Genomic DNA, 24857 nt, shown 5'->3' on the forward strand with positions numbered 1-24857 from the left:
AGGCTATTTGCCGTCGATTTGTCTTTGATAGTCCTCGGCGTCAAACCACCCCAATGAGGACTGTACTTTGTGGTCTTCGGTCAACTCCCATTCTTCCCAACCTCGCGTGACCACGTGATTGCCGGTTTCCGCATGGTGCCCTTCGAGGGTCCAGACAAAGATCGCATGTGACCCGGCCCATCGGAGCATGTCGCAACGGACCTCGAGGTCGGGGAACTCGGCATAGAACCCTCGGGCCATTTCGGCGATGGCGTCCCGGCCTTTGAGAGGGTCGCCTCGGTTGATGATAATCTGCCCGTCAGGTGCATAAAAGCTTGCGACCGAGTCTGGGTCGCCCGAACTCCAAGCGATGGCATAGTCGCGCGCAAGCGTGTTCAGAGTATCCCGTATGCTGGCCATGATCCCCCCATTAGATGCGGTTTCGCTCCATTATGGTAGGACGAAACCGTACATCATGTCATGGCACCCAGAAGAAGCAGGGGCGAGGAGTCGCCGAATGGGCGGATTATTGCGGGGCGAGGGTGGTGACACCCACCGCGGCGGCTCGGGCCAGATCAATGTCGAGGGACATCGGGATATATTCTCCGCGCCGCCACAGCTGTGCCTGATCGTCATAGTAACGTGACAGGAAATGCCCGGACTGGCCGGTTGCGGTGATAAAGACCGAACTGTCGGGATCGGCGAAATCGTAGACTCCGCGATAGCCAGCACCATGCACGTTCAGGAATGGGTCAGGTCCTTCACCCGAGGTCCGTCCGCGCAGCAGGGTGTTGTCGCCTCCGCTGGTCGATTGGCGAATGTTGACGAAATAGCGCAGGACCGGAACATTCCCGAGGACAGGATGATCATGGGTGGCCTGATGGGCATCGCCCCAGCGCAGGGATTCCAGAGTGGTGCCGTAGGTCTCGGCGATCCAGATCAGGGCGTCGTCCAACGCCAGCTCTGCCATGTCCGAGCAGGTCTCGACCGGGGCGCTTTGGCGCACGTCACACCAGACCGACGCGCCATCAATGTCGCGGTAAACCCGTTCGATGAACAGAGGTTCGACATGTTTGAACTCACTGGCCAACGGGCCGAGTTCATCCCCGATCAGGCGGATCTGCAAGGCGCGTAGCCACGCGGCATAGATCAATGGCTCGGGCAGATGTTCGTTCATCTCGCCATTCCAGTCGGCCAGCAGGGACAGGGCGATCTGGCGCTGGCGCTCGGGCGTGCCTTCGGGGGCCGAGGCACCGGTGAACCACAAATCAGCTCCGATCAGCGGCAGCAGCGAGCGCGCGGTGAAACTGACCGTGTCCAGTTGCGCCTCGATAAAGCTGTCGCGGGTATGGACCTCGCGCGATTGCATCAGCCGTTCCCAGCGGTGAACGCGCTGTGTGTCGCCCCATTCGAACGAGACGTGGTTGGGAAAAGGACGGTCGATAATCTTATTGTTGGTGTTGCCCAGCAGACCACCGGCGGGTGAGGTGAACTCGGGGTTGGTGGCGTAGGGCATGCGGCCTTGCCACCGGTTTTCCGCAATCCAGCCGGGCGTTGGAATGCGCCCTTTGCTTTGGTTCAGGCGGTCGCGCTGAGGGATTGCTCCGATCAGTTTCAGGCCAATCGTATCGGTGTCGACCAGGGACAGGTTCTGCGACGGAGCGATGAATTTCTCTGCGACGTCAATGGCTTCGCGTACGGTATTGGCGTTCATCAGGGCCATAGAAGCGCTCATGGACGTGTCATTCGGGCTGAGAGCGGTCCAGGACAATGACGCGACATGCCCCGGTGGCGTGATCGTATCCAGATCATAGTGGCTGCCGGGCAGAACAGGGCCATTTTCCGTCCAGCGCAGGGTCAGGGTGATGGGGGCTTCGTCCTTGATTTCGATGATCGAAGGGCGACTCTGGAATTCCTTGAACCCGCCCGGGGTCAGGTATTCCTCGGGATTGTCAGGGTTGAGCTGCTCGATATGCAGGTCCTGATCATCCAAATAGGAGGAGGTTAGGCCCCAGCCCAAACGGTCGCTGCGGCCGCTCATCACGGCGGGAATGCCAGGAATTGTCGCGCCGATCACTCCGCCCTTGGCAAGGTCCAGATGGGCCAGATACCACACGCCGGGCGCGGTGAAACCCAGATGCGGGTCGTTAGCCAACAGGGTTCCACCACTGGCGGAGCGGGACGGCGCGGCAACCCATGCGTTTGACGCTCCGGCTAAACCACGTTTGGGGAACGGCGACAGCGGCGTATCCGGCATCGGCGTCCCAGTGGCATAGCGCGGCAGGCCGGGAAACAGCTGGGCATATTCGGGCAGGGCGGCGATACCGGCTCCGGGCACATCCGGCAGAATGTCGACCAGCCGCGCGGGATCGTCCAACATCAGCGAGGTCCGGGCGCGCAGAACCTCATCCTTCAGGTGGCCTGACAGCTGTAAACCCATAAGCTTGATCACGGCGAGGCTGTCACCGGGTTGCCAGGGTGAGACCGGGGCGTTGAACAGAAACATCTCGGGCGCGCCGCGGCCCAAAGCTTCTTCGTTGATCTGTGTGAGGCGGGCGTTGACGCCTGCGGAGTAGGCGCGCAACGCGGCTTTTGTGTAGTCGTCCTGCGCCTCGACCGAGCGATGGGCCAAGCCGTAGAGATCAAGCCGACGCAGCAGCTTGTCTACGGCAACGGTGCGCGAGCCAAATACTTCGGACAGACGGCCCTGGGCGGTGCGGCGCATAACGGTCATCTGCCACAAACGATCCTGCGCATGTGCGTAGCCCAAGCCAAAGAACACATCCGGATCTGTTTCGCCAAGGATATGGGGCACATTCGCTGTATCGCGAATGACCTCAACCGGGGCAGTGACTCCCTGTACCTCAAGGGTTTTATTGTATTCGGGCAGCGACTGGCTGGCCAGAAAATAGACCAGTCCGATGGCGGCAAGAACCAGCAGGACAAGACCCGTGGTGATGCGTATCAACCAGCGAAAGACAAGAGCCATGGACGTCCCACTTGTATTCGTTCTTCACGTGGCGAGAGGTTACTTCAAGGCCGCCCCGACCGAAAGAGGAACACTGCGGAAACCTGCCTTGACGTGGCAATGAAAAAGACCTCGCCCCAAGAAGGGGCGAGGTCCTTCAGTGAGGGGCGTGGTAGTGCAAAATCAAGGGATGATGCGGGTGTATTTGATGCCTTCGACGGTTGCGCCGATCTGCAAGCCCGCCTGGCCGAAGATGGCTGCCAGGACCGGGCTAAGCAGGGTGGTCGTGTCGGTCGACAACTGGTCGCCTTGATCGCTGACCACATAGCCGATATCGGCACCGGCCGTCCATCCGCTGGAGCGACGGAAGTCGTTAAGCGCGTCCTCGGTCATGAAGAACAGAACGTGCGCATATTGCTGCGCGCCGATCTGCAGACCCGCGGTGCCTTTGACGGCCGAGTAATAGTCAACCGTGGCTCCATTGATGCGCAGTGCGCCCTGACCATAGCCGCCGCCGAATACGAACCCGGCCTCGGTGATCAGGGGCATGACCAGCATGCCATTGGCTTTTTCTGCGATCTCGACCGTGTTGGGGTAGCGGGCAAACATCTCGGTCAGGGTCGCGTCGACACGGGCATCAAGGGTGGCCGCGTTCGAGTTTCCGACGCCGTTGCCGCAGGCTGCGGTCAGGGTCAGACCTGCCATGCCCAAGGCAAAGCCGCGACGGTTCAGTCGGGGAAGGGTGGAACTGCTCATGGTTTTTTTCTCTGTAACTGTGCCTGATACGTCGGGTGTTCCCGATCTTGTGTGCAAGAATACGCCGATTGGCCCTGCATGTCACGACAAAGCTGCCACGGCCCGCGAAACAGTCGGCGAAATATCGCGAGGTGCCGGGGTTTTAGCCTTGAAGAACCCGTGCGACCTGCGGCGCGAAATAGGTCAGGATTCCGTCGCAGCCTGCGCGTTTGAAAGCCAGCAGACTCTCCAGCATCACCTTGTCGCCGTCGATCCACCCGTTCTGCGCGGCCGCCTGGATCATCGCGTATTCGCCCGAGACCTGATAGGCGTAGGTGGGCGCACCAAACGTGTCTTTCACGCGACGGCAGATATCCAGATAGGGCATGCCCGGCTTGATCATCACCATATCGGCCCCTTCGGTCAGGTCGCGCTCGATCAGGCGCAGGGCCTCGTTCGAATTTCCAGGGTCCATCTGATAGGTTTTCTTGTCGCCGGTCAGGGCGCCAGAGGCACCAACCGCATCGCGGAACGGGCCGTAGAAGGCGCTGGCATATTTCGCGGCATAGCTTAGGATCATCACGTTGTGATGTCCCGCCGCCTCAAGCGCCGAGCGCATCGCGCCGATCCGGCCATCCATCATGTCTGACGGACCAATGATATCGGCCCCGGCCTCGGCCTGCGCGAGGGTCATCTTGACCAGCGCCTCAACGGTCTGGTCATTCACGATCTCGCCATCCACTACATATCCGTCATGACCATTTATGTTGTACGGATCCAACGCAACATCAGTCATGACCGCGATATCCGGCGCCGCGGCCTTGATCGCGCGGATCGCGCGGTTCGAGAGGTTGTCAGGACTCCAGGCCTCGGCGCAATCCTCGGTCTTGAGTGAAGAATCGGTGTAGGGAAAGATACAGATCGCGGGGATTCCAAGGGCTTGCGCCTCGACCGCTGCCTTGGCAATTAGGTCGACCGACCGCCGCATCACGCCGGGCATCGAGGGCACCGGCTCTTCAATGCCTTCTCCATCACGCACGAAAACCGGCCAGATCAGATCATCGGTGGTCAGCGTATGCTCGCGAACAAGCCCGCGGATCGCATCGGACTGACGCGCCCGGCGAAAACGGGTCTGAGGGTAAGGGGCGATGGTCGGTTTCATGGCGCGTCCTCCTTGAACATTGCCGCATTGGGTGGCATGAATCCGCCAAGGGCTCAAGGGCATCAATGGACGCGCCATAGCGACAGAACCCCCTGAGGATTGTGAATAAAGGGCTGCGTTTGGACTGGTACTCTACGATTTTCGAACTAATCGACATGCGCAGCTTTTCGAATCTGTGGTTCTGGATTGTTCTGGCGGTCACTTGGTCTTCGGCCAGTCACTGGTCGATGGGGGTGCCCTACGACATGGTGGTCCGCGCCCGCCGCGTTGGCGGCCAGCTTGAGGTCGACCTGCTGGACATCGTGCGCATCAACACCAACCGCATAATCTACTATGTAGAGGTGTCGGGCATGGTGATGCTGGCAATGGCCTGTTTCGTCTTTACTGCATTGGCGACGCTGGGTTTTTACTATTGGGTCGAATTTGCGCAGGCCGTGTTTCTGCTGTTGTTCCCCCTGGTGATCGTGACCTTCATCAACATCTTCCACGCACGCCGTTTGCGGCGGCACGAACTGACTTTGGAGCGCGTTGCCAAGACGTTGTCACGATGCCGCCTGTATACGCAGATCATCGGCATGATCTCGATACTGGCCACTTCGATGTGGGGCATGTATCAGAACTTTTCGATCAGCGTTCTGGGATAGCGAAATCTGAAAGGGTCATGGATGAAGGCTCCGAACCACGTGACAGTAGGCGGCGCCCCCGAAGGGTATGACGCGCAGCTTGTGCTGAACGAGATCGCGCGTTCGGGAAGGCCGGTATGCCATGTGGCGCGCGATGACAAGCGGTTGGAGGGGATGCGGGCAGCACTTGCGTTCTTTGCCCCCGACATGCCGGTTTTCGTTTTCCCCGGTTGGGATTGTCTGCCCTATGACCGGGTCTCGCCCAACGCGGATATTGCCGCAGCGCGGGTGGCGACGCTATCAGCGCTTGCCCATCAGATGCCCGAGCGTTTCGTGCTGCTGACCACACTGAATGCCGCGACCCAACGCGTGCCGGCGCGCGAGGTTCTGCGCGAGGCCGCCTTTACCGCTCGCGTCAACCAACGCGTGGACGAAGACGCCCTGCGCAAGTTCCTGGTGCGGATGGGGTTTACCCAAAGCCCCACCGTGATGGAGCCCGGAGACTACGCGATCCGGGGCGGGATTATAGACATCTTCCCTCCGGGCGAATCCGGCCCCGTCCGGTTGGACCTGTTCGGAGACGTTCTGGACGGCGCGCGCCGCTTTGATCCGGTCTCGCAACGGACCACCGAAAAGCTTGACGTGGTCGAGCTTGCCCCCGTCTCTGAAGTCATTTTGGACGAGGCTGCCATCACCCGGTTCCGCCAGAACTATCGCATCGAATTCGGTGCGGCGGGTACGGATGATCCGCTCTATGAGGCCGTGAGCGCGGGCCGCAAACATCAGGGCATTGAACATTGGCTGCCCTTTTTCCACGAAAAGCTGGAAACTCTTTTCGACTATCTGCCGGAGGCGACGATTTCTCTGGATGATCAGGTCTCACCCGCGCGTCTGGCGCGGTGGGACACGATCGCCGATCAGTATGAGACACGGCGGCTGGCGCTGGAAAACCGCTCGCGCATGGATACGGTTTATAAGCCGACACCGCCCGGATTGCTCTATCTCGATGATGCGGCGTGGGATCAGGCGGTTGGCGATCGGCGCGTGCTGCAATTCTGCCCTCTGCCACAGGCCAGCGGACCCGGTGTGATCGACGCGGGCGGGCGGATCGGGCGGAACTTTGCGCCCGAACGCCAACAGGAAAGCATCAGCCTGTTCGGTGCGTTGGCGGATCACATCAAGGGCAAGCTGGACAAAGGACCGGTGCTGATCGCGTCTTATTCCGAAGGCGCGCGAGAGCGTCTGACCGGCTTGATCGAAGACGAAGGTCTGGCCGAGGCGATCCCGGTCACCGACGGCACGCGTATCGGCAAAAGGGGCCTCCATCTGGCGGTTTGGGCCTTGGAACATGGGTTCGAGACGGCGGATCTGACCGTGATTGCGGAACAGGACGTGCTGGGAGATCGCCTGATCCGCCAGCCCAAGAAACGCCGCAAGGCCGAGAACTTTCTGACCGAGACCCAATCCCTCAGCCCCGGCGATCTGGTGGTGCATGTGGACCACGGCATCGGTCGCTATATGGGGATGGAGGTCGTCACAGCCGCCGGTGCGGCACATGAATGCCTGCTGCTGGAATATGCCGAAGCGGCCAAGCTGTACCTGCCGGTCGAGAATATTGAGCTGCTGTCGAAATACGGCCATGACGAAGGGCTGCTGGACCGTCTGGGCGGTGGCGCATGGCAGGCCAAAAAGGCCAAGCTGAAAGAGCGCATCCGCGAGATGGCGGACAAGTTGATCCGCATCGCCGCTGAACGCGCCCTGCGCAAAGCCCCCGTGATGGACCCACCGCCCCACGCGTGGGAGGAGTTCAGCGCGCGCTTCCCCTATCAGGAAACGGACGATCAGTTGCGGGCCATCTCGGAAGTCATGGAGGACATGCATTCCGGCGCGCCAATGGATCGTCTGATCTGTGGGGATGTCGGCTTTGGCAAGACCGAGGTCGCCATGCGCGCGGCCTTTGTCGCCGCCATGTCAGGCGTTCAGGTAGCCGTCGTTGCACCGACCACTCTGCTTGCTCGTCAGCACGCGGCCTCGTTCAAGGAACGATTCCGAGGTTTCCCTCTGGAGGTTCGGCAGCTATCGCGTTTTGTTTCGGCGAAAGAGGCGCAACAGACTCGAGACGGGCTGGCGCGCGGGACAGTCGATATTGTGATCGGCACTCATGCTCTGCTGGCAAAAGGTATCCGTTTCAACAACCTCGGCTTGCTGATCATCGACGAGGAACAACATTTCGGCGTTGGCCACAAAGAGCGCCTGAAACAGCTGCGCTCGGATATCCACGTCCTGACTCTGACCGCAACGCCGATCCCCAGGACGCTGCAACTGTCACTAACTGGCGTGCGCGACCTATCAATCATCGGCACGCCGCCCATCGACCGTCTGGCCATCCGCACCTATGTCAGCGAGTTCGACGCGGTAACGATCCGCGAGGCCCTGCTGCGCGAACACTATCGCGGCGGGCAGAGCTTCTACGTGGTGCCGCGCATCTCGGATCTGCCTGAGATCGAAGAGTTCCTGAAGGAGCAATTACCAGAGCTGACTTACGTCGTCGCTCATGGGCAGATGGCAGCGGGTGAACTCGACGACCGAATGAACGCGTTCTATGACGGCAAATATGACGTGCTTCTGGCGACGACGATTGTCGAGAGCGGTCTGGATATCCCAACTGCGAATACGATGGTCGTGCATCGGGCGGATATGTTCGGCCTCGCGCAGCTCTATCAGATCCGAGGCCGGGTCGGGCGGTCGAAAACCCGCGCCTATGCCTATCTGACCACGAAACCCCGCCAGAAGCTGACCGCCACCGCCGAAAAGCGTCTGCGCGTTCTGGGCTCGCTTGATACGCTGGGAGCCGGATTCACGCTTGCCAGTCAGGACCTCGACATTCGTGGGGCCGGTAATTTGTTGGGCGAAGAACAATCCGGCCAGATGCGCGATGTGGGTTATGAACTCTACCAGTCGATGCTGGAAGAGGCGATTGCCAAGATCAAAGCCGGTGAGATGGAGGGGCTCTCGGACGCCGATGACCAATGGGCGCCGCAGATCAATCTGGGCGTACCGGTTCTGATCCCCGAGGATTATGTGCCCGACCTTGATGTCCGCCTAGGCCTTTATCGCCGTTTGTCCTCGCTCTCGACCAAGGTTGAACTTGAGGGCTTTGCCGCGGAACTGATTGACCGCTTCGGGGCGCTGCCAAAAGAGGTGAACACCCTGATGCTGGTCGTCCGTATCAAGGCCATGTGTAAGCGTGCAGGTATTGCGAAATTGGATGGAGGGCCGAAAGGCGCGACGATTCAGTTTCACAATGACAAATTCGCCTCGCCCCAAGGGTTGGTCGAGTTCATCCAGAACCAGCGCGGCATGGCGAAGGTCAAAGACAACAAAATCGTTGTGCGGCGCGACTGGAAGAAAGATAGCGACAAGATCAAAGGCGCGTTTGCGATTGCCCGCGACCTCGCTGAAAAAGTAGTGGCCGAAAGAAAAAAGGCTAAAACAAGCGGATAGCGGGGAAGGGGGCGCTGCCCCCGCCGCGGTAAGCCGCGACTCCCCCGGGATATTTCCGGCCAGATGAAGCAGGCGATCCAGACTTCATCTGGCTAAAAATACCTCCGCCGGAGGCATCGCGCGCAGCGCGACTCAGGTCTGCATGGCGGACTGGGCGCAGAAACAAGATGCAGCGACTGCGCGGTCGGCCCTTGCCAGGGCCAAATCCAGCCTCTGTTTGATCTGAGGTAGCTCAATCGTATCGCCGCGTGCTTTCAAGCAATCGTGCAGGCCCTTCAAGCTCCAGATATTGTCCGGATGGATCGAGGCGCGGCTGAGGGTTCCGCCAAGGCCCAGATCTTCTCGGTATACGGCTTCCGCCTCGGTCAAATGGCCCTGTTCGAAGAGCAGCGCGCCCAACGCGTGGCGGGTGGGTTGCATCCATCCCCAAGGCTCGTCGTAGGGCAACGTGTCGTCCAATTCGACAGATCGGCGCAGGTGGGCGAAGGCGAGACCGAAGTTTTCCTTTCGGTATTCGATCTCACCGCGCAGCATTTCGGTTGCGATCTCCAGCAGGTCGATGACGCGGTTGTTGTGCAATCGCCGAGCCTCGGGCACAAGGGTTTTGGCTTTGAGGAACAGCTGTTCCTCGGCCTCGGCGCGGGGCACATCGCCGGTCGCGGCGAAAGCAAGCGCGCGGGCGTAGTGGGTGGTTGCCGTCAGCGTGCGGTACAGGTCGGGGTCTTCCGGTGGCACCAGCGCTTTTGCCTCCTCCCATCGGCCAAAGCGGATCAGGATGTGAGGCCCCATGGACATGTAGCTTTCAAAGAAATCCGCCATGGGCGGGCTCTCAATGCGTAACATCTCTTCGGGGGTCGTGTCCCAGATACCTTGGTTGGCCCGCAGGGCCGGTTCGATCTGACCCAGAAACATCGCGCCATAGATGGTGAAATGATAGTCGTGCTGGCGGTAGCCGGTGTATATGTTGAACGCCCCTTCACGCTCATAGTACTTCAGGTCCGCTTCCGAGGCTTTCTGGTTCCAATGCACCACGTTCTGATAGTGGCCGCAGAGGATATCTATATGCGTCGGCATATGAACAAGGTGGCCTGCATCGGGGACGAGAGTGCGTAGGACATCGCCCGCTTTGAGGGCCTTTTCGGGGGTTGGGGACATCTCCATCAGGTGGACATAGAGGTGCAGAAGGCCGGGATGAGACATGGCGTCGGGGTCGTTCTGCATGGCCCATTCCAGCGCCTCTTGCGCCTCAAGCGTGGCGGCACCTTCGGCGGGTTGACCAGTTGACAGGTCCCACATTTGCCACGGCGTCAGGTTGAGCAGCGCCTCAACATAGATTGTACGCAAGTCTAGGTGATCTGGCTGAGCCTTGAAGGCCGCGCGCATCGCGTCGGCAAAATCATAGTCCCACTCATGCATGCCCTCGGTCGTGTCGCGCTGCGGATAGCGGGACGGCAGGGCGAGGATCAGAGCCTTTTCAACCTCGGTACAGCTATCGGTTAGGCTCAGCGCCTTTTGCGTGGCTTCAAAGGCCTTTGTCAGTGCTTTCTGCCGTCCCCGGTCGTCTTGCAAGTCCCACGGCAGGTTGTAGTTCGGGCCGGCTGCGTAGGCGATGCCCCAATGCGCCATGGCGCAGTTCGGGTCATGTTCGGCGGCTTTTTCAAAGCAGGCGACGGCCTCATCATGGTTGTAGCCATAGGTCCAGACCAGCCCTCGGTCAAACCAGAGCTGGGCTTCAGCGGACGATGTTGAAACAGGGCAGGAATAGGTGCCCAGATCGTAATACTCACTCATAACTGACCCTCCGCCATGTTGGTCGGGACAGCGTAGCGCGTTTGATCCGGGCTGAAAATCCTCAGGCGAGCAGTCTGTTTTCGATACGGCCCATGTGGATCATCAGGCCAAAGGCCAGGATACACATGGTTAGAATGCCCGTGGTCAATGGCAGGATCGAGCCGTCGAACAGCAGTCCGACCGGGGCTGCAATGGCCGCGGCGAGCACAGTCGAGACCGATCCGATGACCGAGGCCGCCATTCCGGCGATATGCCCCATCGGCTCCATCGCGATGGCGTTGAGATTGCCCATGGTGACGCCGGCCATGAAGAATACGGTGGTTTGCCAGGCCACGAACAGGCCAAACGAGGCGTCGGGCGACAGCGGGAAGGAATTGGTCACGATGACCAAAGCCGTGATGCCGATCTGCGCCCCCAGCGCCCAAGTCACCATGCGGCGCATCCCGACGCGCACAACGAGGGCCGCATTCAATACACTGGCCGAACCGGACATCAGAGCGACGAACCCGAACCAGAACGGAAAGCTCTCCGCCCGGTCGTGGATTACGTCATAGACGGGCTGAACCATGGTCAGCATGGTGAACAAAATCCCCATGCACAGGGTTTGCACCATGATCGACAGGCGGACAGTTGGATGGGCGAACATCTCTTTCGTTGCGGCGACCATTAGCGGCAGGCGGAAGGGGCGACGGTTCTCGACTGCCAGCGACTCGGGCAAGCGGGTTCCCATCCAGACGCAGACGATCACGGCGAACAGAATGAACGAAACAAAAATACCGCGCCAGCCGAACAGCGCGATCACTCCGGCCCCCAACATGGGCGCCACGGCGGGTACAAGCGTGAACAGCAACATCGCGATCGAGATGATGCGCGCCATGATCCGGCCCGAGTACAAATCGCGGATGACCGCCATAGCCACAACACGTGGACCCGCAGCACCCAGTCCCTGCGCCACTCGGGCGGCCAGAACGAGTTCAAGCGAGGAACTGGCCCAGGCCACGGCCGAGGCCGCAATATAAAGCGCGACGCCACCATAGATGACCGGCTTGCGGCCAAACGCATCCGACAGAGGGCCGGTAAAAAACGTACCAATCCCCATCCCAAGCACGAAAGACGTCAGGATCAGCTGTGCGCGATTGAGGTCATCCGGGCTGAGCTGCGCGCCGATCTCGGGCAGGGCGGGCAGCATTGAGTCGATAGAAAAGGCGATGGTCGAGAACATCATTGCGATCAGCGCAATGAACTCTCCACGAGACATGCGGTTGGTCATGGAAACTCCTTACCTGATCGCGCTATCACGGCAGATCAGGTTGCGCCAGATCGGAATTTCGCACAGAGCTCTGTGCTTCTATGCAGAGGAAGCCTCAAGTTGAGACATGATTTCTCCGATCACTTTCTCCCACATTTCAGGAGGTTGCGCGCCCGGAACGGCATGTTGATTGGCAACAATGAAGGTCGGGACCGAGCTGACGCCCATCTCGCGTGAGTGAGTGTCGCGGTTGCGGATATCCTCGCGGTCGGCGTCGGATTTGAGCAATTTCATCACCACCGCCGCGTCCATACCAGCGCTATCAGCGATGTCAGACAGGACCTCCGGGTCGCCGATATCACGCGCTTGAACGAAATAGGCGTCGAACAGAGCATCGACAACGGCGTTCTGCTTGCCCTCGATCCCAGCCCAGTGGATCAGGCGATGAGCATCCAGAGTGTTTGGTGTGCGCTTCATCCCCTCAAAGTCGATCTTGAGGCCCGCATTCTCGGCATGTTCTACCACGGGCGCATAGGCGCGCACCGCACCGTCCTTGCCGCCGAATTTTTGTTCCAGATATTCGCGCCGATCCATGCCGGCATCGGGCATGTCGGGGTTCAGCTGGAACGGGTGCCATTCGATCATAAACGGATGATCCGGCAGTTTTGCCAAGGCTTTGTCCAGATGGGATTTGCCTATGTAGCACCAGGGGCAGATCGGATCGGACAGGATATCAAGCTTGACGGTCTGATTGTCTGTTTGGCTCATGGGGTGGACGCCTTGAAATAGGCCGGCAACGCGCGGCGCAGGAGTTTGCCGTTGCCGCCGGTTGGCAACTCGGGAAGGTGAACGAAGGCACGCGGCTGTTTGTAACGCGCCAGATTGGCTTGGACATAGGCGTGCAGAGCGTCTTCGTCCAGTCTCTCGGGGCCGGAGTAGAAGGCCGCTATCACAAATGTGTCCTGTTTAACCTCGACGGCTGCGGCCCCGACCTGAATGATGCCGGGAAAGCGGGACAGGACGGATTCGACCTCAACCGGCGAGACGCGGTAGCCGCCTGCGTTCATCATGTCATCGTCGCGCCCCAGATAGGTGATCTGCCCATCGACGGCCATGGCGCCCTGATCGCCGGTCAGAAACCAGTCGCCTTGCAGTCGGGCGGCCGCCTCGTCGGGTGCGTTCAGATAGGTCAGCATCAAGCCGGGGTCAGAGCGGTGAATGGCAATGGTCCCTTCGCTCCCTTGCGGCACAGGCCCCTCCGGCCCGAGGATTGCAACGCGGCGGCCCGGTTGAGGTTGCCCGAGGGAATCTCCGCGCGCAGGATGGGTCGGGCTGGACGAGATAAAGGTTGAACATTCGGACATGCCGAACGCTTCGTAGAGCTCCGTTCCGGTGGCCGTTTCCCACTGGGCATGCAGCGACCGAGACAGCTTTTCCCCGGCGCATAGGCCGTGGCGCAAATCGGGCAGCTCAACCCGATCCGTACCGGACAGCATTTTTCGAAAAACACCCGGTGCCGCAGCAAAGATCGTCGCGCGGTTTTGGCGCAGCATTTGCGGCAGCTGAGACATATCGGTGCCGGGTTCTGGGATCAGGGCCGAGGCTCCGATCGTCCAGGGATCCATAAGCCCGGTGCCCAGCGTATAAGTCCAATTGAACGCACCAGCGTGGCACAGGCGATCCTGCTCGGTCAGGCCGTACCAGCCATCGACCATCATCTGACGTGCCCAGATCGCGCGATGAGCATGGGCGACTGCTCGGGGCTTGCCCGACGTGCCAGAGGTATAGACCACATAGGCCAGGCGTTCGGGGGCGCCCATATCGAACGCCGCGGGCGGCAGGTCATGCATGGCGATCAGTTCGTCCAGATGGATCTGACGTGGATGCTGGGCGCAATCCACTGAAGGGTCGCGCAAGATGGCGGCTGGGGAAAGCTCGGCGATGATCCGGGCGGTTTCCGGTTCGGTCAGTTGCGATGAGGTCGGAACGGGTACGATGCCGACAGCGATGGCCCCAAGATAGGCGATGGGAAACTCGACTGTGTTTCCAAGACGCATCAACACGATGTCTCCGGGGTGAAGTCCGGCCTGCAACAGGCCCTGACCCGTTCCCAGAACGGCGGCTTTCAATGCGCGATAACTCCAGTCTTCGGACCCGTTTTGGCGCAGAACGGACAGGGCGGTTTTGTCGGCCAACTCATCCGCCTTGCCCAGCACATGAGCGGCCAGATTGAACGGGGTCGGGCAGGGCGTCGGTGGCCCCTGATCGAAGATTGACAGCATGGCAACTGGCTAACCCGGCCCATGGCGCGTTGCAAGCGCGGCTTGTGCATCCTATAGACGAAGGCATGAGTACCCAAGATCCCAAATCCCTGATCCGCATTGCCCGCGATGCAGGCGAACACACGGAACCCGAGCCTTTGGACCTGGGCGCCCGCGTGCGTGAATTGCGCAAGGCGCGCAACTGGACGCTGGAGCAGGCGGCCTCGCAGGCCGGTCTCGCGCGTTCGACGCTCAGCAAGATTGAAAACGGTCAGATGTCGCCCACTTACGATGCGCTGAAAAAGCTGGCCATCGGGTTGGAGATCTCGGTGCCTCAGCTATTTACCCCGCCGCAGCGTGAGCAGGTGATTGGTCGTATGGCCGTGACACGGTCGGGTGAGGGGGCCGCACATGCCACGGCCACCTATGAACATGAACTTCTAGCCGAAACCCTGACCAAAAAGCAGATGCTCCCCTATCGCGCCCGCGTCCGCGCCCGTTCGATGGATGAGTTCGAAGGTTGGGTGCGCCATGACGGAGAGGAGTTCATGTATGTCCTGACCGGCGTCGTGCGGTTGTATACCGAATTCTACGAACCTGTAGAGATGCGCCGGGGCGACAGCGCCTATTACGACGGCAGCATGGGGCATAATGTGATTTCGGTTAGCGACGAGGATGCGACCATCCTCTGGGTGACGTCGCTCGCCTAAGGTCAGTTCAGTTCACGGTTCAGCGATTCCGTGAACAGAAAATCTTCGACCTCTTCGTGGGCTTCATTGACAGTCAGGTGATGGCGTTCGGCCAGATAGGCTTCGAACTGTTTGCGATCCTTGCCGACGCGCGGCATGTCCTGGTCCCTCAGGTTGGGAAAACGGCGTTTCGCGCGGGCGTAGCACGCGTTCCAGTCTTGTGTCAGATCGGTCCAGTTCAGCATCTGCGAGCTTTCCTTCTTCGGGTTTCAGGACGGCTCTCCCCTACGAGCAGGGTACGGAGGAGTTAACGTTGCGTAAGACATGACAAGATGTCGCACCCCTGGCCTGATCAGAATTATGCCGATCAGAGTCAGGTTTGCGCGGCGGGTTTGACGCAAAATCCGGTGAAATGCCCATATATAGGGGCGCTTTGCGCTATGAGCTCATGATTTTGTTCATCGCGGAATGTGCCAGTTTTTGCCGATTTCCACGTGCATAAGGTGCCAGGTCCGGTGCGTCACACCCTATGCGCGTGGTTCTAATCGGCGTACCACCAGACCTCGGGCATGTATTGCGGGCCATCGCCGTAGATCGGCAGGGTCTCGGGGTATTTCAGAGCGCTGACATGGGCGATGCGGCCGACGTCGAAGCTCCAGATCGGGATCACGTATCGGCCCGCCGTCAGAACCCGGTCGAGGGCACGGGTGGCGGCCACGAAATCCTCGCGACTTTCCGAAGCCAGCATGGCGTCGATCATCCCGTCCACAGCCTGTGACGCGACGCCCATCAGGTTGCGCGTGCCCGGCGCATCGGCGGCCTCGCTGCCCCAATAGAGGCGCTGTTCATTGCCCGGAGACAGGGACAGGGCGCGGCGGAACGGGGTCATATCGAAATCCAGCTCAGACACACGTCCGGTATATTGGGCATTGTCGACACGTTCGGTCGTGACCTGAATGCCCAGACGTTCCAACGCACGGGTGTAGATCTCGACCGCTGTCTGCATCTCACCATCGCCCTGTTGCAGCAGAACGGTGATCTGGAACGACTCACCCGCTGCATTGCGCAGTACGCCGTCCTGTATGGTCCAGCCAGCCTCGGCCAGCAGTTTCGCCGCTTGCCTCAGGTTCGCGCGGTTTCGGGCCGAGCCGTCGCCCTCGGGTGGGGCGTAGCCTTCCAGCGTTCCCGGGATAAGGTCTGCGCTATAAGGCGTCAAAAGTTCCGCCACGCGACCTCTCGCTGGTCCCGGTCGCATCGCCAGATCCGAGCCTGAGAAATAGGATGAGATCCGCGACTGCGCGCCGCCGGTGATCGTGTCGTTGATGAATTCGAAGTTGAAGGCCAGCATCAGGGCTTCACGCACGCGCCAGTCGTCGAACGGAGCTTTGCGGGTGTTCATCACCAGCCCGGTCATGCCCGAGGGCTTACCATGCGGGATCTCGGTCTTGATCACATCGCCACGTTGAACGGCGGGGAAGCTGTACTGCGTGTCCCATTTGTCGGCATTGAACTCGCGCACGGCCGAAAGCTCTCCGGCTTTGAAGGCTTCGAATAGGACGGTAGCATCGCCGTAGAATTCGATCCGGATGTCATCGAAATTCATCGTGCCACGGCGAAATGGAACATCAGCTCCCCAATAGTCCGAATTTCTGCGCAGGTTCACAAAGCGCCCGGCCTCATAGTCTTCGACCACATAGGGGCCGCTGCCGATGGGGACATCGTGCAACTGCGCGTCGGCAAAATCCTTCCCCTCCCATTGGGCTTTCTGAAGGATAGGACGTAGCCCCACGATCAATGCAAGTTCACGGTCAGCTTCGTTAAAGCTGATGCGGACCGAGCGCGGACCGGTCTGTTCGATACTGTCGATCTTGGACCAGAGACCGCGATAGCGCAGATGCCCTTCGGTCCCGAGGGTTTGAAAAGACCAGATCACGTCGTCAACTGTTACCGGGGTGCCGTCGGAGAATCGAGCCTCATCCCGGAGGGTGAATTCCACCCAAGAGCGGTCTGGCGCAGTCTCAACCGATTCGGCTAACAGCCCGTAAAGAGTGAAAGGTTCGTCCCAGGAGCGGCCCATGAGGCTCTCATGGGTCCAAAATCTTAACTGCCACGGTGGGGTGCCTTTTTGCACAAACGGGTTCAAACTGTTAAAGCCGCCGGTATTTCCGAAAACGACTTTGCCACCTTTGGGCGCCTCTGGGTTCGCATAGGGTAGAGACACAAAATCCGGTGGTAAGGCCGGGTCGCCATACATAGCTATGCCATGAGTCGATTCTGCCTGTGCCAGTGAGGACGCAAAAAGCAGGGCGATTCCCGCTGCCAAACCACGAAGCGGGTGTGAAAAATACGGGCTCATTTTGGAAACAATCCTGCTCTGGCCTTATTTTGTTGGGATTCATCGTAGCGATGATTTTTCTTGTTTTCAAACTTTTAGCTTGGACGAAAGCACAGAATTGCTTATAAAGGTCTCACTGCTCGATAGGTTTCTTGCCTGTATGAAACCTGCCTCAATAACTTAACGCCCGCTTCGTGCGGGCGTTTTTTTTGGCAGATTTGTAGCCACTCATTCTGCAGTTCCCCGTTTTCTTTGCAGGTGCAGCATGGCACTCTGCGTTTCAGGTGAACTCAGAGGAAATGCAGTCATGAGCCTTTCGGGAAAAACGGCAATCATCACGGGATCAAATTCGGGCATCGGTCTAGGAATCGCGCGCGAGCTGGCGAAGGCCGGGGCTGATGTGGTTCTGAACTCGTTCACAGATCGCGATGAAGATAACGCGTTGGCGGAAGAGATTTCGAAAGAGACCGGTACAAGCGCGCGCTACATTCAGGCCGATATGTCCAAGGGCGACGAATGTCGCGCCCTGATCGAAAAGGCTGGCACCTGCGATATTCTAGTGAACAATGCGGGTATTCAACATGTGTCGCCAATTGACCAGTTCCCGATCGACAAATGGGACGCGATCATTGCGATCAACATGAACTCGGCCTTCCATACGACCGCAGCCGCCTTGCCGTTGATGCGCGCGAGTGGGTGGGGGCGCGTCGTGAACATCGCCTCAGCCCATGGTTTGACGGCCTCTCCGTTTAAAGCGGCCTATGTGGCGGCCAAGCATGGTGTTGTTGGCATGACCAAAGCCGTTGCATTGGAAACCGCGCAAGAGCCGATCACCTGCAATGCAGTTTGTCCGGGCTATGTGCTGACCCCTCTGGTCGAGGCGCAGATCCCCGACACGATGAAGGAATATAACATGAGCCGTGAGGACGTGATCAAGAACGTCATGCTGGAGCGGCAACCGTCCAAGGAGTTCGCCACGGTCGAGCAATTGGGCGGGACGGTTCAGTTCCTCTGCTCTGATGCGGCTGCGCAGATCACCGGCACGACGATCTCGGTCGATGGTGGCTGGACGGCCTTGTGAGCTTTCACGGGGGCTCTGCCCCCAAACCCCCGGGATATTTTTGGCCAGATGAAGAGGCGAAACCATGAAACGGATCAATCTGGCTTTGCAGGGTGGTGGGGCGCATGGGGCGTTCACTTGGGGTGTCCTCGACCGCCTCCTCGATGAAGAGGATATTGAGGTTGCGGCGATCACCGGAACCTCAGCCGGGGCATTGAACGGGGCTGCGTTCAAGTCGGGCATGGTTGCAAATGGGCGCGAGGGCGCGCGGGCGCGGCTGGACGGATTGTGGAAACGCATGGGGGCGCTTGGCGATATGCGAATTGCCAACTGGTTCCGGGGGCTGGAGCCTGCGAGCATCGCGCAGGCGATGGAGTATTCGCTGCCTTACTCCATTGGAGATGCGTGGTCCCGGATGGTGTCCCCCTATGCCTATGGTCCGTTCTATTCGAACCCGCTGGAATCCGTGGTGGATCGGTTCAACTTTGATGAGGTTTGCGCTGATCAGGGGCCACGTCTGTTTGTGTGCGCGACTTGCGTGCGTAGCGGCAAGATCCGCGTGTTCACGGGCGATGAGATCTCGACAAATGCGATTCTGGCCTCGGCCTGTTTGCCCACGCTGTTCAAAGCGGTTGAGATTTACGACCCTGAAACCGACAGGACCGAAGCCTATTGGGATGGCGGCTATACCGGCAACCCGGCTCTGTACCCTTTGTTCGAGGGTGACCTGCCAGATGATGTAGTGATCGTGAATATCAACCCTCTGGAACGGGACGAGTTGCCGGTCACGCCGCAGCAAATCCAGAACCGGATCAATGAGATAAGCTTTAACTCATCCCTGTTCCGCGAGCTGAGGGCGATCAATTTCGTTCAGCGGCTGCTGGAAGAAGGCAAGCTGAAAGCCGGTGAGATGAGCCGCGTTTTGGTGCACATGATTGCGGATAATGAGCTGATGAACAGCTTGTCCGTGGCGACCAAAACGGTGCCCAATCCGGTAGTACTGCACAAGTTGAAGCACGCGGGTCGCGACGCGGCAGATGGGTTTCTGACGCGTCACAAGGATGATCTTGGGCAGCACAGTACCGTTGATCTACCCGCAATGTTTGGCTGATCACTCGGGCGGCTGCGTCGGGTCTTTTTCGTTGGGATAGACCAGACCGGCCGAGATTACGAGCTTTGCGGCCTCTTCAATCGACATGTCCAGCAGGATCACATCCTCTTCCGGAAAGAAAAGCAGAAAGCCGGAGGTTGGGTTTGGCGTTGTCGGGATGAAGATGCTCAGGAGGTTGCCACCTGTTTCGGCGCGATTGCTAACCTCACCCCTTGCTGTGGTCGATACGAACCCGATGGCCCAGATGCCACGCCGCGGATATTGCACGAGGCAGGCTTTCTCGAAAGAGCGCTCGGTCTGCGCGAACACCGTCTCCGAGATCTGTTTGATCCCGGAATAGATCGAACGGACGATCGGCATCCGATCGACGAGGCTCTCGGTGAATGAGATGAAGGACCGGCCCAAGATGCCTTTGGCGACCCAGCCGACCAGAATGGTGAACACCAGGAAGATGATGACCCCGACGCCGCGCAGGTTGATGCCCACATATTCTTCGGGGCGGAACTGCTGTGGCACCAGCGGCAGAACGGCGCTGTCGATCCAGCCCACGACGGACCAGATCAGCCAGATTGTCAGCCAGACAGGCGCAATGACAACGATACCCGTCAGAAAAGAACCGCGCAGGCGCGAGAACAAGCCGGGGCGGCGATGTGGCTCTTCGTCAAACGGTGTGTTCATTACAGGTCCGAGTGGTTTGAGAAACTACCTAAGCAGTCCGATGCGCCGGTGCAATAGGGCAGGTTTACGCGCCGTTTACCAGTGCCTTAGCAATATTCGCCGCCAATCGTGCGTTGTTGCGCACCAAGGCGATGTTCGCGGTGAGTGAACGGCCCTCGGTCTTTTCAAAGATCCGTTGCAGCAGATAGGGCGTGACGGCCTTTCCGGTGATCCGATGAGCATCTGCATCCGCCTGGGCAGCGGCGATGATCGGGGCCAGCTCCTCGGCCGGGATCTGGTCTGCGGCCGGGATTGGGTTCGCGACCAGCTGACCGCCCGGTAGGCCCAGCGCGCGGCGCGTCGCATGAGATTTTGCGATGGCCTCAGCACTGTCCATGCGCAGCGGTGCGGCATATGGGGATTGCGCGGACCAGAAGGCGGGAAAGGCGTCCTGACCATAGGCGATGACCGGAACGCCCAGCGTTTCCAGTACTTCCAGCGTTTTTGCCAGATCGAGGATCGCTTTGGCACCAGCGGCCACGACTGTCACCGGGGTTTGGCCCAGCTCATGCAGGTCGGCTGAGATATCAAACGTGGTCTCGGCCCCCTGATGGACGCCTCCGATCCCGCCGGTCGCAAACACCTCGATCCCCGCATATTGCGCGGCGATCATTGTTGCGGCCACGGTTGTGGCTCCGGTCCCGCCGGTCGAGATGCACGCCGCCATATCAGCGCGCGAGATTTTCGCAACGCCCTGAGCCTGGCCCAAGGCCTGCAGCTGGTCGGGTTCAAGGCCGACATGCAGCACGCCTTCGATCACAGCCATGGTGGCTGGCACAGCTCCTGCATCGCGGATGTCCTGTTCTACCTTCGCGGCGACCTCGACGTTCTGGGGGTAGGGCATGCCGTGCGTGATGATGGTGCTTTCCAGCGCCACGATGGGGTGGCCTGCGTCTTTGGCGGCGCGGACCTCGGCAGAGTAGTGGATAGGGATCACAGCGGAGTTTCTCCTGAAACGTAGGTTGCAGCGGCGTGGAGCGCGCGGGTCAAAGCCGTTTGCGCATCGGCGCCGTCTGATTCTGAAGCGATATGGGCGGCCATGAATGTGTCGCCCGCGCCGGTCACGCGGGTCACAAGCACGGACGGAGGTGTTTGGGTCAGAACGCCCGAGGCTGAGCCCACGGTGGCCGAATTGCCACCATCGGTGACGAGAACGCGCAGCGCGCCCCGGTCCAGCAGGCCTTTGGCGGCGGATTGTGAATCGGTGAACTCGCGCTGACACAGTAGGCCAGCCTCCTCAAGGTTCACATAGAGAGTTGCGCGGGCATGTTTTAGGAAGGGCAGCAGTCGCTCGGCTTTGCCGGGTGAGGCCGGTGCAACCCGCAGGTCCGCCTTGGCGAAGGCGGGGCTTTGCGCGATTTCTTCCAACAGGTCCAGCGTCAGGTTGCCGTCCAGCGCAATGGGTCCTTCGAACGGTGTGTTCTCATAGCCCAGCGGTCCGTGCATCAACGGGCGAAGGATTTTCGCCCCCGAAGCCTCAAGCGAGTGGGCGTCAGCGATGGCCGCGATCAGGCCGTTGGCCCCTTCGACCGCCATGTAGCGATCGGTCGGCAGGTCTTGCGAGCGGTAGATATGGTCGGTGACCATGCCCAGTCGGGCGCAAGCGTGGACAAGCTCATCGCCTTCCGGGTCGCGGCCAATGGCGGTCAGCAAGGTTGGGGTCATGCCAAACCGCACCAGCGTCATGGCGATGTTCATGGCGACGCCGCCGGGCAGGCGGGTGATCCGCCCCGGCACGTCCGATCCTTGCCGCATTGCACTGGCCGAGCGTCCGATCACGTCCCACAGGACCGAGCCGATGCACAGGATTTCACTGTTCTGAGTCATGGTGTTGTCATGCCGCAGCGCCGAGGGCCGTGCAAGCCAGAACGTCAGCGGTAATAGAGATAAGGCCTCTGTGATCTCGCCCGCAGTCGTTTCGACTTGCGATCCGATGCGTTCGGCGGGACACTCGACCTGTATGATTGATGGTTTTATTGATGAGCGTCGCAGATGAACGGTATTTTCCGTTTTCTCCTGATTTTGTCTGTCTTTCTGGTGCTTTCGACGTGGTCCGCGAAGGCTCAGACCATTCCGACGATTGTCGAGTTCTGGACGAAGGAAGACACTCTGTTCCTAGAGGTCACGCTGAATGCCGAGATGTTCCTGTCCGGGATCGACCCCGAAACCCGCCCGGATTTTGCCGATGACGCGCGGTACAGAGAGTTGCGCCGAAGGGTCTCCTCAGAGCTGGAGCCTGAGGTCCGGTCGTTTGTCAAAGACTGGTCCGGGACGCTGAGGGTCGAACTCGCTGGCCCGGTCAGCCTGTCCTATGAGGGCGTGCGCATTCCCATCGTCGGTGATCCTGATACTCCGCGTTTGTCAAAGCTGTTGCTGGCCGCGCCGCTGCCGGAAGGCGCGTCGAGTTTGCGCCTGACATGGCCCGAGGGGCACGGGCCTGCCGTCGTTAAACAACAGCGTGTCGACGCACCCTACACGGGCTATCTGGTCGCCGGAGAGGTCAGCCCTCTGATCCCTTTGCAAGGCGGTGCCGCGCTCGGCCCGCAACAGGTGCTGCAGGTGTTTCTGCCCAAGGGGCTGACCCGCATCCTTCCGCATGGCTACCACGAGATCGCCCTTGTGCTGTCGCTGGTCTTTTTGACTCTCAGCCTGCGTCCGCTGTTGGCGCAGATGTTGTTTGTGTCCCTAGGACTGATCTTCGGTCTGGCGCTTTCGGTCTATGGCGCGGTTGCGTTGCCCTCTGCGGTGGCCTCTCAGGCGCTTGCGGCTGCAACCCTCGTTTTGGCGCTGTGGAATTTGGTTCTCAGGCGTCTGACCGTTTTCCGCTTGCTCGCTGTTTTTGGTGCCGGATTGTTGTGTGGGATAGCGCTCAGCACCTCGCTGGCGAGAATTGGGGTGCCACCGGATCATTTGCCGCCCGCGATATTCGGCTATGCGGGCGGAGTACTGGTAGCGCTCTACGCCATAGCTGCCGTAAGTTTTGTGATCTCGGCGCTGATTTCCGGCGCTTCCGAGCGAATGCGAGGCCGGATATCGGTTCTGGCCTCGATCCTGATTGCGGGAATTGCCGTCTATTGGTTGGCCGAGCCCCTGATACTTAGCTAGCCATTTGGGACAACAGGTCGTTCAGAGCGGCCGAAGCGTCCTCGGCCGACCAGATTTCATCGCCGATGCCGAAGAAATCCGTATGCGGGGACAGGCTGCGGATCAAGTCTGGGGTCAGGCCGCCCTCCGCCACGACCGGGACCTCGATCATTTCCGACCACCATTGGAACAGATCCTTTTCGGCAAGAGTGCCGTCGCCCAGAGAAGACGCTCCGACCGGACCGAAGGCGACATAGTCGACGCCGGCTTCGCCAGCCGTCATGCCGTCATGGCTGGAGGACCCACAAAAACTGCCGACAATCGCATCTGCGCCAAGCTCCTTTCGTGCAGCCCGAACCGAGCGCGCCGCATCGTCCAGATGCACACCGTCCAACCCCAGCCGTTGCGCCAGCAGAACGTGGTTGGAGATCACGATGGCCACGTCGCGCGCATGGGCAACCTCGCGGCAGGCATCTGCGGCGCGGGCAATCGTGTCTTCGTCATTCCCAGCCAAGGCCAGTCGGATGCAAGCAATCTCGGCCCCGTCCAGAACCCGCGCCAATTGGTCGGGGAAGGTGCTAAGCGTGATGGTCGGCGGTGTGATCAGATAGATCTGAGGCTGCTCGGGGGTGTCCATTAGCGCGTCCTTCGCTTTCATTCTTTGGCGCGGTTTAGCGGATTGAGCGCGGGAAGCAAACTTTTATGCCTGCCGAGCGGGTATTTGGGAACAGAAGAAGAGGATCGGGTTGCCCTGATGAGACTGGGTGATTAGAGCAAGCGGAGCTTTCGGAGACAGACATGCCTAGTGAAACCTCTCAGCCTTCCTTTGTACTCGTGCGCCCGCAAATGGGCGAAAACATCGGGGCCGCCGCGCGGGCGATGTGGAATTTCGGACTGGACCGGATGCGGATCGTGGCCCCTCGGGACGGGTGGCCGAACCCGAAGGCGGTGGCGATGTCCAGCGGTGCAGGTCGGCTTCTGGATGAGGCGCAATTGTTTGACGATCTGGCGGGGTCGCTGTCTGACACGACCTTTGTGTTTGCGACCACCGCACGGCAACGCGGGTTGACCAAGCCGGTCTACAGCCCGGAACGCGCCATGCAGATCGCGTCTGAAAAGGTTGCCGCGGGCGAAAAGGTGGCGGTTCTCTTTGGCCCCGAACGCGCGGGGCTTGAGAATGAGGATATCGCCAAGGCCAATGCCATCATCTCGGTGCCTGTGAACCCGGAATATGCCTCGCTCAACCTTGGGCAATGCGTGCTGCTGACCGCCTATGAGTGGATGCGTCAGACCGGTGACGTAGTGCATGAGGCCACCGACCTGGGCAAGGGCGACTGGGCGACAGGGATCGAGGTCGAGAAGCTGGTCGAACACTATGAAGATCGGCTGGAAGAGGCGGGTTTCTTCTACCCGCCGGAAAAGGCCGAAGGTATGAAGACCAATCTGCGCAACCTGTGGTCGCGGATGCGGATGACGCGGGCGGATGTACAGATGCTGCACGGTGTCATGCGTCAGATGGTCCGTTGGAAAGACAAAGGGTAAGGCTGGACCTTGCCCCCCACTGGCCCTAGCTTGCGACCAAATCCAGG

Annotated in this window: 21 protein-coding genes; 7 read left to right on the plus strand and 14 right to left on the minus strand. The window is 59.9% G+C overall.

Features of this window, described 5'->3' with window-relative positions; translation table 11 throughout:
- Positions 1 to 3 precede the first annotated feature (3 nt).
- The 4 genes from ACR0IP_RS01990 to hemB form a co-directional block, all read right to left on the minus strand.
- Positions 4 to 399: an SgcJ/EcaC family oxidoreductase gene (locus ACR0IP_RS01990; RefSeq protein WP_170688755.1), complete on the minus strand. Its 396-nt coding sequence runs from the start codon at positions 397 to 399 to the stop codon at positions 4 to 6.
- A gap of 106 nt (positions 400 to 505) precedes the next feature.
- The gene (locus ACR0IP_RS01995) at positions 506 to 2968 is read right to left on the minus strand and encodes a penicillin acylase family protein (protein ID WP_480523496.1); all 2463 of its coding nucleotides are present in this window, start codon (positions 2966 to 2968) and stop codon (positions 506 to 508) included.
- Positions 2969 to 3130: 162 nt separating this feature from the next.
- The gene (locus ACR0IP_RS02000; protein ID WP_170373852.1) at positions 3131 to 3703 is read right to left on the minus strand and encodes a lipid-binding SYLF domain-containing protein; all 573 of its coding nucleotides are present in this window, start codon (positions 3701 to 3703) and stop codon (positions 3131 to 3133) included.
- 142 nt (positions 3704 to 3845) lie between these two features.
- Positions 3846 to 4844, minus strand: a complete 999-nt coding sequence (gene hemB / locus ACR0IP_RS02005; RefSeq protein ID WP_170373851.1) for a porphobilinogen synthase — start codon at positions 4842 to 4844, stop codon at positions 3846 to 3848.
- Positions 4845 to 4963: 119 nt separating this feature from the next.
- On the opposite strand from hemB, the gene ACR0IP_RS02010 reads away from it, so the two are divergent.
- Together ACR0IP_RS02010 and mfd are read left to right on the plus strand one after the other, a co-directional pair.
- Positions 4964 to 5488, plus strand: a complete 525-nt coding sequence (locus ACR0IP_RS02010; protein WP_170374333.1) for a component of SufBCD complex — start codon at positions 4964 to 4966, stop codon at positions 5486 to 5488.
- Between the two features lie 21 nt (positions 5489 to 5509).
- Positions 5510 to 8971 carry a transcription-repair coupling factor gene (gene mfd, locus ACR0IP_RS02015; protein ID WP_480523499.1) on the plus strand — a complete coding sequence of 1154 codons (3462 nt, stop codon included), beginning with the start codon at positions 5510 to 5512 and terminating at the stop codon, positions 8969 to 8971.
- A 132-nt stretch (positions 8972 to 9103) separates the two neighbouring features.
- Here mfd and ACR0IP_RS02020 read toward each other — a convergent pair whose 3' ends face one another.
- The 4 genes from ACR0IP_RS02020 to ACR0IP_RS02035 form a co-directional block, all read right to left on the minus strand.
- Entirely contained in the window at positions 9104 to 10762 is a 1659-nt protein-coding gene (locus ACR0IP_RS02020) for a tetratricopeptide repeat protein (RefSeq protein ID WP_480523501.1), read from the minus strand.
- Between the two features lie 61 nt (positions 10763 to 10823).
- Positions 10824 to 12032, minus strand: a complete 1209-nt coding sequence (locus tag ACR0IP_RS02025; protein WP_170373848.1) for a multidrug effflux MFS transporter — start codon at positions 12030 to 12032, stop codon at positions 10824 to 10826.
- Between the two features lie 78 nt (positions 12033 to 12110).
- Positions 12111 to 12779, minus strand: a complete 669-nt coding sequence (locus ACR0IP_RS02030) for a DsbA family oxidoreductase (RefSeq protein WP_480523503.1) — start codon at positions 12777 to 12779, stop codon at positions 12111 to 12113.
- Positions 12776 to 14293, minus strand: a complete 1518-nt coding sequence (locus ACR0IP_RS02035) for a class I adenylate-forming enzyme family protein (RefSeq protein WP_480523505.1) — start codon at positions 14291 to 14293, stop codon at positions 12776 to 12778. The genes ACR0IP_RS02030 and ACR0IP_RS02035 overlap by 4 nt, the downstream gene beginning before the upstream one ends.
- A 65-nt stretch (positions 14294 to 14358) precedes the next feature.
- On the opposite strand from ACR0IP_RS02035, the gene ACR0IP_RS02040 reads away from it, so the two are divergent.
- Positions 14359 to 14982, plus strand: a complete 624-nt coding sequence (locus tag ACR0IP_RS02040) for a helix-turn-helix domain-containing protein (RefSeq protein ID WP_170373845.1) — start codon at positions 14359 to 14361, stop codon at positions 14980 to 14982.
- A 2-nt stretch (positions 14983 to 14984) separates the two neighbouring features.
- Here the strand turns inward: ACR0IP_RS02040 and ACR0IP_RS02045 are convergent, their stop codons facing one another.
- Together ACR0IP_RS02045 and ACR0IP_RS02050 are read right to left on the minus strand one after the other, a co-directional pair.
- Positions 14985 to 15206 (minus strand): hypothetical protein, encoded by a 222-nt coding sequence (locus tag ACR0IP_RS02045; RefSeq protein WP_170458509.1) that lies wholly within the window; start codon positions 15204 to 15206, stop codon positions 14985 to 14987.
- Positions 15207 to 15502: 296 nt separating this feature from the next.
- On the minus strand, positions 15503 to 17317 hold the full coding sequence (locus ACR0IP_RS02050; RefSeq protein ID WP_480523508.1) for an extracellular solute-binding protein: 1815 nt from the start codon (positions 17315 to 17317) through the stop codon (positions 15503 to 15505).
- A gap of 286 nt (positions 17318 to 17603) precedes the next feature.
- On the opposite strand from ACR0IP_RS02050, the gene ACR0IP_RS02055 reads away from it, so the two are divergent.
- Both ACR0IP_RS02055 and ACR0IP_RS02060 read left to right on the plus strand, forming a co-directional pair.
- A complete protein-coding gene (locus ACR0IP_RS02055) occupies positions 17604 to 18377 on the plus strand; it encodes a 3-hydroxybutyrate dehydrogenase (RefSeq protein WP_170764464.1) in 774 nt (257 codons plus the stop codon).
- A 64-nt stretch (positions 18378 to 18441) separates the two neighbouring features.
- Complete coding sequence (locus ACR0IP_RS02060; RefSeq protein WP_480523510.1) at positions 18442 to 19467, plus strand: patatin-like phospholipase family protein; 1026 nt, start codon at positions 18442 to 18444, stop codon at positions 19465 to 19467.
- Here ACR0IP_RS02060 and ACR0IP_RS02065 read toward each other — a convergent pair whose 3' ends face one another.
- The 3 genes from ACR0IP_RS02065 to ACR0IP_RS02075 all read right to left on the minus strand — a co-directional run bounded on the left by ACR0IP_RS02065 (position 19468) and on the right by ACR0IP_RS02075 (position 22011).
- Complete coding sequence (locus ACR0IP_RS02065; protein WP_170373840.1) at positions 19468 to 20145, minus strand: DUF502 domain-containing protein; 678 nt, start codon at positions 20143 to 20145, stop codon at positions 19468 to 19470.
- A 64-nt stretch (positions 20146 to 20209) separates the two neighbouring features.
- A complete protein-coding gene (locus ACR0IP_RS02070) occupies positions 20210 to 21121 on the minus strand; it encodes a pseudouridine-5'-phosphate glycosidase (protein WP_480523512.1) in 912 nt (303 codons plus the stop codon).
- On the minus strand, positions 21118 to 22011 hold the full coding sequence (locus ACR0IP_RS02075) for a PfkB family carbohydrate kinase (RefSeq protein WP_170659661.1): 894 nt from the start codon (positions 22009 to 22011) through the stop codon (positions 21118 to 21120). Before ACR0IP_RS02075 ends, ACR0IP_RS02070 begins: the two co-directional genes overlap by 4 nt.
- Before the next feature lie 165 nt (positions 22012 to 22176).
- Here ACR0IP_RS02075 and ACR0IP_RS02080 point away from each other — a divergent pair, with 165 nt between their 5' ends.
- Positions 22177 to 23289: a HupE/UreJ family protein gene (locus ACR0IP_RS02080; RefSeq protein ID WP_480523515.1), complete on the plus strand. Its 1113-nt coding sequence runs from the start codon at positions 22177 to 22179 to the stop codon at positions 23287 to 23289.
- On the opposite strand, the gene ACR0IP_RS02085 is transcribed toward ACR0IP_RS02080, so the two are convergent.
- Complete coding sequence (locus ACR0IP_RS02085; protein ID WP_480523517.1) at positions 23282 to 23905, minus strand: thiamine phosphate synthase; 624 nt, start codon at positions 23903 to 23905, stop codon at positions 23282 to 23284. The genes ACR0IP_RS02080 and ACR0IP_RS02085 overlap by 8 nt on opposite strands.
- Positions 23906 to 24066: 161 nt before the next feature.
- Here ACR0IP_RS02085 and ACR0IP_RS02090 point away from each other — a divergent pair, with 161 nt between their 5' ends.
- On the plus strand, positions 24067 to 24810 hold the full coding sequence (locus ACR0IP_RS02090) for an RNA methyltransferase (RefSeq protein WP_480523518.1): 744 nt from the start codon (positions 24067 to 24069) through the stop codon (positions 24808 to 24810).
- Positions 24811 to 24857: the final 47 nt, after the last annotated feature.

Source organism: Ruegeria sp. AL11 (assembly GCF_056540865.1).

What these genes read in the sequence shown, in the direction of transcription:
- ACR0IP_RS01990 (WP_170688755.1), bottom strand. Translation starts at nt 399, where the DNA reads ATGGCCAGCATACGGGATACTCTGAACACGCTTGCGCGCGACTATGCC.
- ACR0IP_RS01995 (WP_480523496.1), bottom strand. Translation starts at nt 2,968, where the DNA reads ATGGCTCTTGTCTTTCGCTGGTTGATACGCATCACCACGGGTCTTGTC.
- ACR0IP_RS02000 (WP_170373852.1), bottom strand. Translation starts at nt 3,703, where the DNA reads ATGAGCAGTTCCACCCTTCCCCGACTGAACCGTCGCGGCTTTGCCTTG.
- hemB (WP_170373851.1), bottom strand. Translation starts at nt 4,844, where the DNA reads ATGAAACCGACCATCGCCCCTTACCCTCAGACCCGTTTTCGCCGGGCG.
- mfd (WP_480523499.1), top strand. Translation starts at nt 5,510, where the DNA reads ATGAAGGCTCCGAACCACGTGACAGTAGGCGGCGCCCCCGAAGGGTAT.
- ACR0IP_RS02020 (WP_480523501.1), bottom strand. Translation starts at nt 10,762, where the DNA reads ATGAGTGAGTATTACGATCTGGGCACCTATTCCTGCCCTGTTTCAACA.
- ACR0IP_RS02025 (WP_170373848.1), bottom strand. Translation starts at nt 12,032, where the DNA reads ATGACCAACCGCATGTCTCGTGGAGAGTTCATTGCGCTGATCGCAATG.
- ACR0IP_RS02030 (WP_480523503.1), bottom strand. Translation starts at nt 12,779, where the DNA reads ATGAGCCAAACAGACAATCAGACCGTCAAGCTTGATATCCTGTCCGAT.
- ACR0IP_RS02035 (WP_480523505.1), bottom strand. Translation starts at nt 14,293, where the DNA reads ATGCTGTCAATCTTCGATCAGGGGCCACCGACGCCCTGCCCGACCCCG.
- ACR0IP_RS02040 (WP_170373845.1), top strand. Translation starts at nt 14,359, where the DNA reads ATGAGTACCCAAGATCCCAAATCCCTGATCCGCATTGCCCGCGATGCA.
- ACR0IP_RS02045 (WP_170458509.1), bottom strand. Translation starts at nt 15,206, where the DNA reads ATGCTGAACTGGACCGATCTGACACAAGACTGGAACGCGTGCTACGCC.
- ACR0IP_RS02050 (WP_480523508.1), bottom strand. Translation starts at nt 17,317, where the DNA reads ATGAGCCCGTATTTTTCACACCCGCTTCGTGGTTTGGCAGCGGGAATC.
- ACR0IP_RS02055 (WP_170764464.1), top strand. Translation starts at nt 17,604, where the DNA reads ATGAGCCTTTCGGGAAAAACGGCAATCATCACGGGATCAAATTCGGGC.
- ACR0IP_RS02060 (WP_480523510.1), top strand. Translation starts at nt 18,442, where the DNA reads ATGAAACGGATCAATCTGGCTTTGCAGGGTGGTGGGGCGCATGGGGCG.
- ACR0IP_RS02065 (WP_170373840.1), bottom strand. Translation starts at nt 20,145, where the DNA reads ATGAACACACCGTTTGACGAAGAGCCACATCGCCGCCCCGGCTTGTTC.
- ACR0IP_RS02075 (WP_170659661.1), bottom strand. Translation starts at nt 22,011, where the DNA reads ATGACTCAGAACAGTGAAATCCTGTGCATCGGCTCGGTCCTGTGGGAC.
- ACR0IP_RS02080 (WP_480523515.1), top strand. Translation starts at nt 22,177, where the DNA reads ATGAACGGTATTTTCCGTTTTCTCCTGATTTTGTCTGTCTTTCTGGTG.
- ACR0IP_RS02085 (WP_480523517.1), bottom strand. Translation starts at nt 23,905, where the DNA reads ATGGACACCCCCGAGCAGCCTCAGATCTATCTGATCACACCGCCGACC.
- ACR0IP_RS02090 (WP_480523518.1), top strand. Translation starts at nt 24,067, where the DNA reads ATGCCTAGTGAAACCTCTCAGCCTTCCTTTGTACTCGTGCGCCCGCAA.